14 protein-coding genes and 1 pseudogene are annotated in these 13,799 nt (G+C 60.4%); 1 reads left to right on the top strand and 14 read right to left on the bottom strand.

The annotated features are described in order from the left end of the window. Nucleotides 1-57: 57 nt before the first annotated feature. From ACA054_RS21135 to ACA054_RS21115, 5 genes are read right to left on the bottom strand one after another with little or no spacing between them, the layout of a single operon-like run. Complete coding sequence (locus ACA054_RS21135; RefSeq protein ID WP_497686007.1) at nt 58-825, bottom strand: heme ABC transporter ATP-binding protein; 768 nt, start codon at nt 823-825, stop codon at nt 58-60. Further along, nucleotides 825-1,808: a FecCD family ABC transporter permease gene (locus ACA054_RS21130; protein WP_497690352.1), complete on the bottom strand. Its 984-nt coding sequence runs from the start codon at nt 1,806-1,808 to the stop codon at nt 825-827. The genes ACA054_RS21135 and ACA054_RS21130 overlap by 1 nt, the downstream gene beginning before the upstream one ends. A gap of 50 nt (nt 1,809-1,858) precedes the next feature. Then, complete coding sequence (locus ACA054_RS21125; RefSeq protein WP_497686006.1) at nt 1,859-2,758, bottom strand: heme/hemin ABC transporter substrate-binding protein; 900 nt, start codon at nt 2,756-2,758, stop codon at nt 1,859-1,861. 20 nt (nt 2,759-2,778) lie between these two features. After that, complete coding sequence (locus tag ACA054_RS21120) at nt 2,779-2,913, bottom strand: hypothetical protein (protein ID WP_497686005.1); 135 nt, start codon at nt 2,911-2,913, stop codon at nt 2,779-2,781. A gap of 37 nt (nt 2,914-2,950) precedes the next feature. Then, nucleotides 2,951-3,736, bottom strand: a complete 786-nt coding sequence (locus tag ACA054_RS21115; RefSeq protein ID WP_497686004.1) for an SDR family oxidoreductase — start codon at nt 3,734-3,736, stop codon at nt 2,951-2,953. Nucleotides 3,737-3,938: 202 nt separating this feature from the next. Here ACA054_RS21115 and ACA054_RS21110 point away from each other — a divergent pair, with 202 nt between their 5' ends. Continuing rightward, complete coding sequence (locus ACA054_RS21110; RefSeq protein WP_497686003.1) at nt 3,939-4,388, top strand: winged helix-turn-helix transcriptional regulator; 450 nt, start codon at nt 3,939-3,941, stop codon at nt 4,386-4,388. 1,340 nt (nt 4,389-5,728) lie between these two features. On the opposite strand, the gene ACA054_RS21105 is transcribed toward ACA054_RS21110, so the two are convergent. From ACA054_RS21105 to ACA054_RS21065, 9 genes and pseudogenes are all read right to left on the bottom strand, one after another. Further along, entirely contained in the window at nt 5,729-7,180 is a 1,452-nt protein-coding gene (locus tag ACA054_RS21105; protein WP_497686002.1) for a catalase, read from the bottom strand. Nucleotides 7,181-7,287: 107 nt separating this feature from the next. Next, nucleotides 7,288-7,668: a response regulator transcription factor gene (locus tag ACA054_RS21100; protein ID WP_497686001.1), complete on the bottom strand. Its 381-nt coding sequence runs from the start codon at nt 7,666-7,668 to the stop codon at nt 7,288-7,290. 157 nt (nt 7,669-7,825) lie between these two features. Next, nucleotides 7,826-8,356, bottom strand: coding sequence for a hypothetical protein (locus tag ACA054_RS21095; protein ID WP_497686000.1), 531 nt, complete (start codon nt 8,354-8,356; stop codon nt 7,826-7,828). A gap of 155 nt (nt 8,357-8,511) precedes the next feature. After that, nucleotides 8,512-9,174 (bottom strand): annotated as a pseudogene (locus tag ACA054_RS21090) (AraC family transcriptional regulator); the annotation flags it as partial. A gap of 60 nt (nt 9,175-9,234) precedes the next feature. Then, entirely contained in the window at nt 9,235-10,689 is a 1,455-nt protein-coding gene (locus tag ACA054_RS21085; RefSeq protein WP_497685999.1) for a sensor histidine kinase, read from the bottom strand. A gap of 191 nt (nt 10,690-10,880) precedes the next feature. Continuing rightward, a complete protein-coding gene (locus ACA054_RS21080; protein WP_497685998.1) occupies nt 10,881-11,141 on the bottom strand; it encodes a transmembrane sensor/regulator PpyR in 261 nt (86 codons plus the stop codon). A gap of 73 nt (nt 11,142-11,214) precedes the next feature. After that, a complete protein-coding gene (locus ACA054_RS21075; RefSeq protein WP_497685997.1) occupies nt 11,215-12,417 on the bottom strand; it encodes an NAD(P)/FAD-dependent oxidoreductase in 1,203 nt (400 codons plus the stop codon). Between the two features lie 230 nt (nt 12,418-12,647). Then, nucleotides 12,648-13,022 (bottom strand): response regulator transcription factor, encoded by a 375-nt coding sequence (locus ACA054_RS21070; RefSeq protein WP_497685996.1) that lies wholly within the window; start codon nt 13,020-13,022, stop codon nt 12,648-12,650. Between the two features lie 98 nt (nt 13,023-13,120). Beyond that, nucleotides 13,121-13,774, bottom strand: coding sequence for a response regulator transcription factor (locus tag ACA054_RS21065; protein ID WP_497685995.1), 654 nt, complete (start codon nt 13,772-13,774; stop codon nt 13,121-13,123). Nucleotides 13,775-13,799: the final 25 nt, after the last annotated feature.

Here is a 13,799-nt window from a genome sequence, read left to right as displayed (position 1 = left end):
TGGTTTTCCTTGTTGGACGGTGGCCCCCTCGCTCGCCAAGGCAGGAAGGGGCGGGTATCAGCGCGCGATAATCAACGGATGACCGCGTTCCGGGTGCCGGTGAATCAGCACTTGCAGCCCGTACACTGCTTCCAGAGCTTCGGCGGTCAGGACTTCATCCGGTGGACCGTAGGCGTGCGGGCGACCATCCTGCAACAGCAGCAACTGATCGCAATATCGTGCAGCCAGGTTCAGGTCGTGCAGGATCACCAGCACCGCCGCACCGCGTCCGGCGAAATCACGCACCGCTTGCAGAATGGTGTGCTGGTGCAGCGGATCGAGCATCGAGGTCGGCTCGTCGAGCAGCAGGGTCTGCCCCTCGGCACCCGGCCACAATTGCGCGAGCACCCGCGCCAGGTGCACGCGCTGGCGTTCCCCCCCGGACAAGGCCAGATAACTGCGCCCCGCCAGGTGCAGGGCGTCGGCGGCACTCAGGGCCTGGGCGACAATTTGCGCATCGCGCACGCGACCGCTGGCGTGGGGCAGGCGACCCATGCCCACCACTTCATTGACCGAGAAGGCAAAGTTCAGGCTCGAACTCTGGGGCAATACCGCCAGGCGTCTGGCCCGCTCCTGACCAGGCCAGTCGGCCAGAGGACGTTCGTCGAGGCTGACCGTGCCTTCGTTGGCGGGCAGCTCATCGCACAAGGCGGCAAGCAGGGTGCTTTTACCGGCACCGTTGGGGCCCAGCACGCCGAGGACTTGACCCGGATGCAACTGGACATCGATGTCCGCCAGCACGGTGCGACTGCCGCGCCGCACCAGCAAGTTGTTGGCCCGCAGCATCAGGAACGCCCCCGTACCAGCAGATAAAGGAAGAAGGGCGCACCGATGAGTGCGGTGACAATACCGATCGGCAACTCGGCCGGTGCCAGCAGCAAACGGGCGACCAGATCGGCCAGCAACAACAGGCTGGCACCGGCCAACAATGAAGCCGGCAGCAACACCCGATGATCGGGACCGACCAGCAGTCGCATCAGGTGCGGCACCACCAGGCCGATAAAGCCGATCAAGCCTGCCGCCGCCACCGCGGCCCCCACACCCAGCGCCGTGCACAGCACCAGCTCAAGCTTGATCCGCTCGACATTGAAGCCCAGGTGACGGGCTTCGGACTCCCCCAACAGCATCGCATTGAGCGCCGCCGCGCGACGCGGCAACCACAATGCCACGCCCACCGCCACGATCAGCAACGGCCACAGGCGCGGGTAGCTGGCACCGTTGAGGCTGCCCAGGTTCCAGAAGGTCAGGGTGCGCAGCGTGGCGTCATCGGCCAGGTAAGTGAACAGACCGACCCCGGCCCCGGCCATGGCCGTCATCGCCACGCCTGCCAGGAGCATGGTGGCGACGTTGGTCTGGCCATCGCTGCGGCCGAAGCGATACACCACCGCCGTGACGATCAGGCCACCGACGAAGGCGCACACCGACAACAGGTATGGCTCGATGGCCGGTGGAAAACCGCCCAAAAGGCTGCCGCCGACAATGGCGACAGCCGCGCCCAACGCCGCGCCGCCGGACACCCCGACCAGCCCCGGGTCCGCCAGCGGATTGCGAAACAACCCTTGCATGGCCACGCCGGACAACGCGAGCACCGAGCCGACCGCGATGCCCAGCAAACTGCGCGGCAGGCGGATCTGACCGAGAATCAGCTGCGCCTGTTGGCTATCGCCGCCATCCACCGGCAATCCAAGCAGCCGCAGCCCGGCCAGCAGCGTATCGCCCAGCGGCAGGCTGACCGGCCCCAGGGCCAAAGACAGCCAGAACACCAGCACCAACAACAGACCCAGGGTAATCAGCATCGGCCGCGGCCGAACGATGGCCGTCATCGGTTGCTCTCTGTTGTCTGGAGTTCGGCAGTCTGCACCTGTGCCGACGGATAGAATGCCTTCGACAGTGTGCTCAGGGCGTCCGGTACACGCGGACCCAGACCGCCGACCAGCAGCGTCGGGTCGATCACCAGCACCCGGCCGTCGCGACCGGCCGCGGTTTGCGCCAGGATCGGATTCTGTTCAAGCAGCGCTGCCCGCGCAGCATCGCCTTCAAGCTTGCCACCGGCGAAAATGATCACCTGTGGGTCCAGCGTCAGCATGGCCTCGTTGGACACCGGCTTGTAGCCATTGTGCTCGGTAAGGTTTTTCCCGCCGGCCTGATCGATCATCCAGGCGGCCAGGGTGTCCTTGCCGGCGGCCTGGAGATTGCCGCCGGCATGGCTGAGCAGCATCAACACCCGAGGGGCGGGGTTGTGCTGTTGCACCTGCTTGACCCACGCCGCCTGTTGCTCCAGGCGCTGCTGGTAACCGGCCATCAGCGCCTGTGCTTGCGCCGGTTTGCCGAGCAATTGCCCGAGCTCGGTCAGGTTGTGTTGCAACGAGGGCACGTCGGCCTTGGCCGACAGCAGCTCGATGCGCACACCGGCAGCCTTGAGTTGCGCCAGTACCGGCGGCGGGCCCATCTCGGCGCTGCCCACCAGAATGTCCGGTTTCAACGCCAGGATGCCTTCGGCCGCCAGCACCCGCTGGTAACCGATGCTCGGCAGGCTGTGCAATGAGCGTGGGTACTGGCTGGTGCTGTCGACACCCACCAGCTTGCCCTCGCCACCGAGGGCGACCACCCATTCGCTGAGCGCGCCACCGGCGCTGACCCAACGCTGGGGTAGGGCGTCGGCCGCGACCATTTGGCTCAGGAGCACGCCGGCGCAGGCCAGCAGTGATTTGATACGCATCGGGACGCTTCCTTAGTCGATCAGGACAGTGGCGGTTTCGGCCAGGGCACGCCGAACAACGGGATGACCCATTCACCGTCGGCATCGAAACCTTCGAAGCGGGTGATGATGCCATCGACGCTCGGCTTGCGCACCCGTGAAACCGATGCCGCCACAGGTCACTTTATCCACGGGCCGATGACCGCCAGTCCCTCAAGCCTCCCAATTTCTCCGGTGGGCCGGTGCGCCCAGAGGGGCGCCGGTGGCGCCGCCATCCACCACGATCTCCGCACCTACGACATTGCTTGAATCACTTGATGCGAGGAACAGTGCCACGGTGGCCACTTCTTCGGCCTCGCCAATGCGACCGAGGGGAATGGTGGTCACCAGTTTCTCTTCCAGTGCATCCATGGCTTGCGCACTCGACGCGAGCGGGTTCCACACCGGCGTGCGCGCAGCGCCAGGTGTGATCTGATTGACCCGAATCCCTCGAGGGGCGAACTCAGCCGCCATGACCCGGGTCATCGAACGCACGGCCCCTTTGGTCGCCGCGTAGGCGCTGTAGCCTGGCCAGCCCATATCGGCGTGAACCGAACCGTTCAGAATGATCGAGGCGCCGGGATTGAGGTGCGGTGAAGCGGCCTGCACCGTAAAAAAGGTGCCGGTGAGGTTGGTCTGGATAATGCTCTGGAAGGCCTCCAGCGTGGTCCCGCCGACGGGCGTCAGGGCGGCAATGCCCGCATTGGCGAAGACCACATCCAGTTTGCCGACCACCGCGACGGCCTCGGCCACGGCGCGTTCGATCTCTTTGACATCGGTCAGGTCGGCCTGAATCGCCAGCAAGTTGGGACCCAACGCTTCCCGTGCTTCATCCAGGGTTTTTTGACTGCGGCCGGTGATGGCCACTTTCGCGCCTTCGGCGATGAAAAGCTTTGCGGTCGCCAGGCCCAGACCGCTATTGCCGCCGGTGATAAATGCCGTTTTTCCAGCCAGTTTCATGGGTAATTCCTATGGTTATGGTTTCATTATGCAACCAATGATGATGGTGCAAATGTGCTGCACCGTCATCAATGTGAGGGGTTGTGGTTTTATAATAAAACCACTGGCGGTGATTATTAGCATCAGAGGTTGTATTATGCAACCACTGACTGAGAGGCGTGGTTTGCGTCAATCCGGTAATTCATGGGTGGAGATAAGTTAAGTGAAGCGTAAAAGCTTGCAGGGTGATCCTTGTCCGGTTGCCCGGTCCCTCGATCTGATCGGCGATTGGTGGTCGCTGCTGATCATTCGTGACGCCCTGGCAGGCACGCGGCGATTCAGCGATTTCCAGAAAAGCCTGGATGTCGCGAAAAACATCCTCAGTATCCGCCTGAAAGGGTTGGTGGCGCAGGGTGTGATGGAGATGGTCCCGGCGGCGGATGGCAGCGTCTACAAGGAATACGCGTTGACCGAAAAGGGCCGCGCCTTGCAGACCGTGCTGATTGCGTTGTCGCAGTGGGGCAATGAGTTCATGTACGAGCCTGGCGAGCTCGGGTCGGTTATGGTCGATGCGAAAAACCGTAAACCGATCCAGAAACTTGAGCTGGTTGCGGCTGACGGGCGCCATCTGGCGCCGGATGAAGTGGCGACAAAACTGAGCGTGCCGCACTGAGGATTTGAATCCGCTGACGACCCTGTAGGAGCGAGCCTGCTCGCGAAGAACCTGAGCACGCCGCGGGGTATCAGGCTTCCAGCGTTATCGTTAACGACCATCGCGAGCAAGCTTGCTCCTACAGGGTTATGCGTGTGCCCATCAATTTGGGTTGACGCCAGACTGTAGGAGCGAGCCTGCTCGCGAAAAACCTGAGCACGCCGCGGGGTGTCAGGCTAATAGCGTTATCGTTAACGACCATCGCGAGCAAGCTTGCTCCTACAGGGTTATGCGTGTGCCCATCAGTTTGGGTTGACGCCAGACTGTAGGAGCGAGCCTGCTCGCGAAGAACCTGAGCACGCCGCGGAGTGTCAGGCTTCCAGCGTTATCGTTAACGACCATCGCGAGCAAGCTTGCTCCAGGGTTATGCGTGTGCCCATCAATTTGGGTTGACGCCAGACTGTAGGAGCGAGCCTGCTCGCGAAGAACCTGAGCACGCCGCGGGGTATCAGGCTTCCAGCGTTATCGTTAACGACCATCGCGAGCAAGCTTGCTCCTACAGGGTTATACGTGTGCCCATCAATTTGGGTTGACGCCAGACTGTAGGAGCGAGCCTGCTCGCGAAAAACCTGAGCACGCCACGGGGTGTCAGGCTGATAGCGATATCGTTAACGACCATCGCGAGCAAGCTTGCAAGGTTATGCGTGTGCCCATCAATTTGGGTTGACGCCAGACTGTAGGAGCGAGCCTGCTCGCGAAAAACCTGAGCACGCCGCGGGGTGCCAGGCTTCCAGCGTTATCGTTAACGACCATTGCGAGCATGCTTGCTCCTACAGGGTTATGCGTTGCCCATCAGTTTAGGTTGACGCCAGACTGTAGGAGCGAGCCTGCTCGCGAAAAACCTGAGCACGCCGCGGGGTTCCAGGCTTCCAGCGTTATCGTTAACGACCATCGCGAGCAAGCTTGCTCCTACAGGGTTATGCGTGTGCCCATCAATTTGGGTTGACGCCAGACTGCAGGAGCGAGCCTGCTCGCGAAAAACCTGAGCACGCCGCGGGGTGTCAGGCTGATAGCGTTATCGTTAACGACCATCGCGAGCAAGCTTGCTCCTACAGGGTTATGCGTGTGCCCATCAGTTTAGGTTGACGCCAGACTGTAGGAGCGAGCCTGCTCGCGAAAAACCTGAGCACGCCGCGGGGTTCCAGGCTTCCAGCGTCATCGTTAACGACCATCGCGAGCAAGCTTGCTCCTACAGGGTTATTCGTGTGCCCATCAATTTGGGTTGACGCTGGACTGTAGGAGCGAGCCTGCTCGCGAAAAACCTGAGCACGCCACGGGGTGTCAGGCTAATAGCGTTATCGTTAACGACCATCGCGAGTAAGCTCGCTCAACGCCCTGGAAACCCCAGCCCCATAGAACGGATCAGCCTTGGTGCAGTGCACGATGTGCCGCTGTTGAACCTCTTGTGAAACACCACTGAGCGAACGCGCGGTGTTTTCGAACAACGCTTGTTTCTGCGAGTCCGACATCAGGCGGAACAGGTTGCCCGGTTGTTCGAAGTGGTCCTCGTCCACACGGTGATCCCAATGTCCGGCGGCACCGGATATCTTCAACGGTGGTTCACGGAAGTCCGGTTGATCGGCCCAGGCGCCCTCGCTGTTGGGCACGTACGCCAGCTGCTCACCGTAGTTGCCGTCCACGCGCATGGCGCCGTCGCGGTGGAAGCTGTGCACCGGGCAGCGGGCGGCGTTGACCGGGATCTGGTGGTGATTGACCCCCAGGCGATAGCGCGCGGCATCGCCGTAGGCAAACAGTCGCGCCTGCAGCATCCGGTCCGGTGAAAAGCCGATTCCAGGCACCACATTCGACGGTGAGAATGCGGCTTGCTCGACTTCAGCGAAGACGTTTTGCGGGTTGCGATTGAGCTCGAAGTAACCCACTTCGATCAGCGGATAGTCCTTGTGCGGCCAGACCTTCGTCAGGTCGAACGGGTTGACGGCGTGGTCCCGGGCCTGATCCTCGGTCATGACCTGGATGTAGAAGGTCCAGCGCGGAAAGTCGCCTGCTTCAATGCTGTCGAACAGATCCCGATGGTGACTTTCCCGGTCCCGGCCAATGAGGTTTTGTGCCTGCTCATCACTGAGGTTCGCGATGCCTTGTCGGGACTTGAAGGTGAATTTGACCCAGTGCCGCTCGTTGTTGGCGTTGATCAGGCTGAAAGTGTGGCTGCCGAAACCGTGCATGTGCCGGTAGCTGCGCGGGATGCCGCGTTGGCTCATGACGATGGTTACTTGATGCAAGGCTTCGGGCAATGACGTCCAGAAATCCCAGTTGCTTTGCGCATTGCGCAGGCCGGTGCGCGGATCACGTTTGACCGCGTGGTTGAGGTCCGGGAAGCGCAATGGATCGCGGAAGAAAAACACCGGGGTGTTGTTGCCCACCAGGTCCCAGTTGCCTTGTTCGGTATATAACTTCAAGGCAAAACCACGGATGTCGCGCTCGGCATCGGCGGCACCGCGTTCGCCGGCAACGGTGGAGAAACGGGTGAAGATCGGCGTTTGCTTGCCCACTTGCGAAAACAGGCGAGCCTTGGTGTAGCGCGTCACATCCCGGGTCACGGTGAAGGTGCCGTAGGCGCCGGAGCCTTTGGCGTGCATGCGTCGCTCAGGGATCACTTCGCGGTCGAAGTGGGCGAGTTTTTCCAGCAACCAGACATCCTGCAGCAAAGCGGGGCCACGAGGGCCGGCGGTCTGGATATAGAAGTTGTCGACGACCGGTGCGCCGTTGATCGAAGTCAGTTTGTTCTTGGGCATGGCATGGCTCTTCAAGCTGAGATTTTAGTTGAGTGGCAAGGGTGAATGGCTTAACTAATCAAGAACTGAAAAAGAAACTGTTATTTGTTTTAGCGCCGTGCCGCAGTTCACTCTGAAACCCGCCGCTTCAAGGCCCGTTCAATACACGCCAGCAGCGCATCGGTGTTGAAGGGCTTGGAGAAATAGCCTTCGGGTTTACGCACGCTGGCACTGAATTGCGGCGGCAGGCCGGGCTTTCCGGTTATGAACAGCGTAGGAATATGGGTGTTTCTACTCGCCAGCGCTTCGTACATTTTCACCCCGCACATGCCGGGCATCTGAATATCCGAAACCAGGCAGTCTGTCTGCTCAGGTCCGCTGGATTCAAGAAAGGCATAGGCACTGTTGTAGGTCTTTACCGTGTAACCATAAGAACGCAACAAACTGTCCAGTGAGACAAGAATAAGTTCGTCATCATCAACAACCGAAACAATAGCTGAGTTGAACATGTAGAAACCTTGCTTCATTGCGAGCGGTGCTAAGTGGCGCCCGTCATACTTGCAAGATACGCGCTTCAGAAAAGTGCAATAGTATACTTGGGTATGTACAGTTGTTTTTGCGCGTTAGTTGCGATGGTTAATATCAGCGATTGGTTGATTGTTTGCTTCACCCTGGCTGTTCATGGGGCAGGTTGTCCTCGATCACCGACAGAAAACGCGCGTTGCGCCGCGCGCATTCTTCGAAAAAGCGTCTGCTGGCGTTGTCCTTGTTGGCGATGGCGCGTTCAAGGTAATCACACAGCAAGGCATCGACAGCCCGCAGCCGGCGCTTGCCCTGACCAATGCCTGCCAGGCAGTCGGCAAAACACTGTGGCTCGCGGCTATGGTGCAGGCTGTAGAGCGCTGCGGTTTCGGCGTAGCCGCCCAGGTCGGTGATGCCTCTGGCGAGGAACTCGGCATAGGCGGCATTGGCGCGCACCAGGCGCTGGAACAGCTGTTGCACCGGCAAGAAGCTGACGTTGCGCAGTTTCTGCTTACCGCGCTGGAGGTGCGCGAGCATGCCCAGGGTGGTGCCCAGCGTTTGCGTCAATGCGTCGATGATCTCCACGCGCTCGGCGGTGGACAGGGAGGTATGCGCGCCATAACGACTGATACGCAGCGGATGACTGACGATGTACAGCTTTTGCAGTGCGTTCATGGCAACCATTCCCAGGTCAGCGCATCGGTGAGATGAGTTGATTCATTCGAGGTGACCAGCCTAAATCGACAGGACGGCGATAACACTCCTACCTCAAGACAGCGCGCTAGCACATGGGGTCAGGCCCGTCATACCTGGGTATGAGCGGTGGGGTACTGCGAGCGCAACAGCGGGCTCCATTGTTCCTGGTTGTCCGGGCGTCGGTAGTACACCACCATGCGCCGGGCGACCTGCATCGCCACATCACGGCCGTAATCGGCCTCGACCAGCGCCAGGGCCAGATCGATCCCGGCGCTGACACCGGCAGAGGTCCATATCGTCCCTTGCTCGACGAAAATCGCCTCGCGGTCGAGTTCGACCTGGGGGAACAGGCGCTCGAACAAGTCCGCCATTACCCAATGAGTCGCCACGCGCAGACCATCGAGCAAGCCGGCCCGGACCAGGAAAAACGAGCCACTGCACACCGACGTCGTGCGCCTGGCCGTAGTTGCAGCGGCGCGCAACCAGTCCACCAGCGGGGCGCTGTCGACCATGGCCTGGCGGATGTGCGGGGAGCCGGGAACGATCAGCGTATCAATCGGGCTATCGGCCAGCTCACTCAGGCGCCGGGTCTGCACCTCAAGGCCTTCGCCCGTGCGGATGGGCCCGCCGTCCAGACTGGCCGTGTGCAAGGCATAACCTTGCAAACCGCGCTCGGCCAGGCTGCGGGTCGCCGCCCAGAAAACGGTCTGGGCACCGGTCAGGTCCAGCAAGCCCATTTGCGGATAAGCCACGAAGATGATGGTGCGAGGTTGCGCCGTTTCAGGGTTGTCGCTCATTTCATTGATGGACACTGCTTGTCTCCATGTCGCCGTATCGCGGCGTTAGGTGTGGATGAATTATTCATCGTGCCTGGGGGTTGTCAGCGCAATCGCAAACAGCATCTGCGTGCCGACCCCAACGGTGCTGTTGACCCAGATTCGGCCGCCATGAAATTCAATGATCGAGCGGCAGATCGAGAGGCCCATCCCCAGGCCGGTAGGTTTGGTCGTAAAGAACGGATCGAACAACGAGGGCAGGATGTCTTCGGCAATGCCGGTGCCGGAGTCGGCGATTTCAAGCACCGCCTGGTCGTCCAGCACCTGGGTGTGAATGCGCAGCGTTCGTGCGCGCTCATGCACGTTGGCCATGGCCTGACAGGCATTGATGATTAGATTGATGATGACTTGCTGCAGTTGAACCCGGTCGCCTTTTATGTGAGCGCCGGGCGCGCCCAGTTGCAGGTGCGGGCGAACCTGATGGTTGCAGATGTCATGTTGCATGAGCGTCAGTGAGTCACGGACGATCTCGTCGAATACTTCGGCCTTGCGTTGCACATCACTCTGGCGCGACAGCGCCCTGATACAAGCGATCACATCGCAAATCCTGGATGAGTTTTGAATGATCCGGTCCAGCGAGCGGCGGGCTTCTTCGAGGTTCGGCTCAGGGCGGTTGATCCAGCGTTTGCACGATTCCCCGCTGGTGATGACCGCCGCCAGGGGTTGATTGATTTCATGGGCAATGGAGGCGGCCAGCTCGCCCATGGAGGTCACCCGCGTGACATGCGCGAGTTTCGCCTGTGAGTGAAACAGTGCTTCTTCGGAGTGTCTGGACGCGGTCACATCCATCAATGCGCCGACGTACTCGATGCGTTCGTCATGGTTGAACAGTGGGTTGGCGAGCATCTGCACGTGCTTGATCCGGCCATCGGGCATGACCAGCCGATGTTCCACTTCGATCAGCTTTTCCCGGCGTGCGGCCTGTTCCAGGACACTGTCGACAATGGGCAGGTCATCGGGATGAGTGCGCGCCCTGACCATGGCAAGGGTCGGTGTAACGTCCAGCGGGTATTCGAAAATGCGTGAGGACTCGTCCGACCACGACACCCTCACCTGGTCATCGAGGATCAAGCCGACACTGCCAGTATGGCTGAGTTTTTGTGCACCCAGGAAGAACGCCTCTTTGCGCCGCAACGTGTCGGTGGCGCGCTTGCTGCGCAGCGCCAGCAGGGTGATGGTAGTCAGCGCGATCAGGCACCGCACGAAGCCGGCGATGAGCCTGTGATCACGATACCCTTCGTCGATAATGAAACTGGCGGTCAGGATGGCCACGCAACTGAAGGCGACGGCCAGGAACACCGGCACGGAAAAGATGTTCGCCGACATGAACACCAGCGTGATGTACAGCAGCGTTGGTGCGACATCCAGGTCGAGCAGCGAGTTGGTAATGAAGATCATGCTGCCGACCGCAATGGCGGCCAGCCAGGCGACGGGGTCTGAAAAAAAAAGTTTCTTGCAACGTTTAGTGATAGACATTTGTTCTTCCAGATTTTTGCTATCGAACGGCAACTCGCAAGGCATCGGTGATGCCGGGCAAACTCTTTGAGGGGTTGGTGCTTGATCGGGCTGGAGAAAAAACGCCCGCCAGAAAAACCAGTGGCGGGCGCTTGGGAAAGGCCCCGTCCAGCAAGGAGTGGGCTGGTCGGGATACAGGCGTAAACTTCACATCACCCGGCGAGGCCAGGTGGTTGAACGAGTTGCTGGCGCCGCAGGCGATTGAGCGTCAGCAAGCGCATCACATATCCAAGCTTGATGGCGGTCGGGCCGAGTATCGTCATGGCATGGGCCATCACCACGCTTGGCAGCGACAGATGCTGGTCCAGGCCGTAGGCCAGAATGGCCCCGACGACCAGCGCGACCAGCCCGCCGATCAACATCACGTGGGACAACCTCAAGACCCGATACGGATGCTCAAAAAAACCATACATGTCGGTCACCTGCGACTTGCAGTGTCAGGGTGGGTTGTCATGGCCGTGGTTGCCACGGCCGCATCGATCGTCTTCAGGCCACCGGGATCAACGGGTCGGCTGCCGCCAGCGCCACGGCACGATCAGCCGCCGGTGGATAGATCCACAGGGTGTTGATCTGGGTCTTGAGTTCCTTGGCTTCGTGCTTGACCAGCTTGACCTGTCGATCCCAACCCTCGGTGAATACCGCGCCCCAGGCGCCCAGGTCCAGGCAGGTGACGTACTTGGGTTGGCTGTAGGCCATCGGCTCGACACCCAGCAGCTCGGCGGCGACGTTGTTGCCGGCATAGCGACCCAGGGCGATGGCGTGCTGGCAGGACATTGCCGCGAAGTTGCCCAGGTCATCGGTGGCGGCATAGGCCACGTCGCCGCTGGCGTACACATCGGTGTGACCGCGCACCTTGAGATGCTGATCGACATGCAGGCGTCCCTGATGATCGCGCGTGCCTTGCACTTGCTCGGTCAGCGAGTTGGCACGGAAACCGACGGTCCAGATCACCGTGTTGGACTCGATGAGCTGGCCATCGGCGAGGGTGACACCGTTGGCGTCGACCGCGGCGACGGTGGCGTTGAGCATCCACTCGATGCCCAGGTGCTCCGAGGCTTCGACGATCGAGGGGCGAATGCCATCGCCCAAGGCGGCGGCAATCTGTGGGGCACGGTCAACCACGATGATCCGGATGTCGGCGTTTTCACCGAGGACGGCACGCAGGCGCGCCGGCATTTCGGTCGCGGTTTCGATCCCGGTGAAACCACCGCCGGCCACCACCACGGTGTTGCGGGCCGCACTGAGCGGCTTGTCCTTCAGGGATTTGATGTGAGCTTCCAGGCGAGTGGCGGATTCGATCTCATCGACATCGAATGCGTGCTCCAGCATGCCGTCGACCGGTGGGCGCATCAGCTTGCTGCCGGCGGCCAGCACCAGGCGATCGTAGCTCAGCGTGCCCTGGATGCCCGCGGCGTTGACGTAGCTGACCTGTTTATTGCGCTCGTCGATGACTTCGGCCGAACCCTTGACGAATTTCACCCCCACGGCATCGAACAACTCGTTCAGCGGTGCCTTCATGGTGTGCACGTCAGGCTCGTAAAAGCGCGGACGAATCCGCAGCTCGGCCTGAGGAGCCAACACGGTGATCTCGACGTCATTTCGATCGTGCTTGTCCAGCAGACGGGCAGCGCTCAACGCGCTCCAGACCCCACCGAACCCTGCACCAATAATCAAGATTTGCTGTTTCATTGTTTAGCTCCTGAAGAACAATCGAGGGCGTGAAAAAGTTGTTGCCGCACGTCCGCTGTGGCTGATCGTTTGCGCTGTCACTAAACAGTGCGAAACAGTCGGGATCGGCTTGATCTGGAACAGATGTTATTCGAGGGCTTTAAATCTGGCACTGCTACATAGGGTCAGCCCGGGTATGACTAAGTATTATCGAGCTATACCAAGGTGTTAGTTGCCTGAATCAGCAAAGTTCAGTGGCGACGGTCGAGCACCGTTTCGATACAGGCGAGCAACTTTTCGGCGGGGAAGGGTTTGGGGAAAAAGGCAATGGGCTTCATGGCGTGGGGCCCCGGCTGACGCTGTGCACAGGGGTTGCCGGTAATGAAAATGACCGGGATATGAATGCCCCTGGCTGCCAGTTCTTCATACATCGTGATCCCGTCCATTTGTGGCATTTGTATATCGGAGATCAAGCAGGACGTAATAAGCGGGCCATCGGAGATGAGAAACTCATGCGCTCCCGAATAGGTTCGCACCGTATACCCACTGGATCGCAATAAACTGTCCAGGGCCATTCGAACCGATTCATCGTTATCGACAACGGCAATCATTGCCTCTTTGTGCATAGTGGTGTCCTGCTCAGTAGCGCAGAACACTTAGAGTCACTGCGCCATCATTGCAAGATACGCCGTCCTGAAATGGCGCACAGTATACGTGGGTATAGTCAGCGGATAGGGGGGTGAGTCGAGATCACCTCGGCCATGCGCACCAGATCGGCAAAGGAACGCGCGCCCATCTTGCGCATGGCCTGGCCGCGGTGGATCTTCACGGTGATTTCGCTCAGGCCTATTTCCCCGGCTATCTGCTTGTTCATCAAGCCCGAGGCCGCCAGTGCCATCACCGTTTGTTCCCGGGCGGTCAATGTCTGGTGGCGCGCGCGTAATTGGTCGGCGTGCCGCTCGGACTCACGACGTTGTTTGTCCCGGCTATGGGCGGCGCACACCGCATCGATCAGATCCTGTTCGCGAAAGGGTTTGGTCAGGAAATCCACCGCGCCGGCTTTCATCGCCCGTACCGTCATGGCGATGTCACCGTACCCGGTGATGAACACGATGGGCACGTTGATGCCGGCGGCGGCCAGTTCGTTTTGAAAGTCCAGGCCACTGCTGCCTTGCAACCGAACATCCAGCACCAGGCAACTGGCGGTGTCCGGGCGCTGGTACTTCATGAAGTCGGCAACCGAGCCGAACAGCTCGACCCGCAGGCCGATGGAACGCAGCAGGCTGCCGAGGGATTCGCGCAGCGGCGCATCGTCGTCGACGACGAAAACCACGGGCTCGTTGTGATTGATTTTGTTGAGGGGGTGTTGTTCGTTCATTGCGGGTTCCCAAGGGGTTGGATGT

It is taken from the genome of Pseudomonas sp. LBUM1653, assembly GCF_059716115.1.
This window is presented reverse-complemented; position numbering and strand designations above follow the sequence as displayed.

Bases quoted from the DNA above. Each gene is read 5' to 3' on its own strand.
- ACA054_RS21135 (WP_497686007.1), bottom strand. From the start codon at position 825: ATGCTGCGGGCCAACAACTTGCTGGTGCGGCGCGGCAGTCGCACCGTG.
- ACA054_RS21125 (WP_497686006.1), bottom strand. From the start codon at position 2,758: ATGCGTATCAAATCACTGCTGGCCTGCGCCGGCGTGCTCCTGAGCCAA.
- ACA054_RS21115 (WP_497686004.1), bottom strand. From the start codon at position 3,736: ATGAAACTGGCTGGAAAAACGGCATTTATCACCGGCGGCAATAGCGGT.
- ACA054_RS21105 (WP_497686002.1), bottom strand. From the start codon at position 7,180: ATGCCCAAGAACAAACTGACTTCGATCAACGGCGCACCGGTCGTCGAC.
- ACA054_RS21100 (WP_497686001.1), bottom strand. From the start codon at position 7,668: ATGTTCAACTCAGCTATTGTTTCGGTTGTTGATGATGACGAACTTATT.
- ACA054_RS21095 (WP_497686000.1), bottom strand. From the start codon at position 8,356: ATGAACGCACTGCAAAAGCTGTACATCGTCAGTCATCCGCTGCGTATC.
- ACA054_RS21085 (WP_497685999.1), bottom strand. From the start codon at position 10,689: ATGTCTATCACTAAACGTTGCAAGAAACTTTTTTTTTCAGACCCCGTC.
- ACA054_RS21080 (WP_497685998.1), bottom strand. From the start codon at position 11,141: ATGTATGGTTTTTTTGAGCATCCGTATCGGGTCTTGAGGTTGTCCCAC.
- ACA054_RS21075 (WP_497685997.1), bottom strand. From the start codon at position 12,417: ATGAAACAGCAAATCTTGATTATTGGTGCAGGGTTCGGTGGGGTCTGG.
- ACA054_RS21070 (WP_497685996.1), bottom strand. From the start codon at position 13,022: ATGCACAAAGAGGCAATGATTGCCGTTGTCGATAACGATGAATCGGTT.
- ACA054_RS21065 (WP_497685995.1), bottom strand. From the start codon at position 13,774: ATGAACGAACAACACCCCCTCAACAAAATCAATCACAACGAGCCCGTG.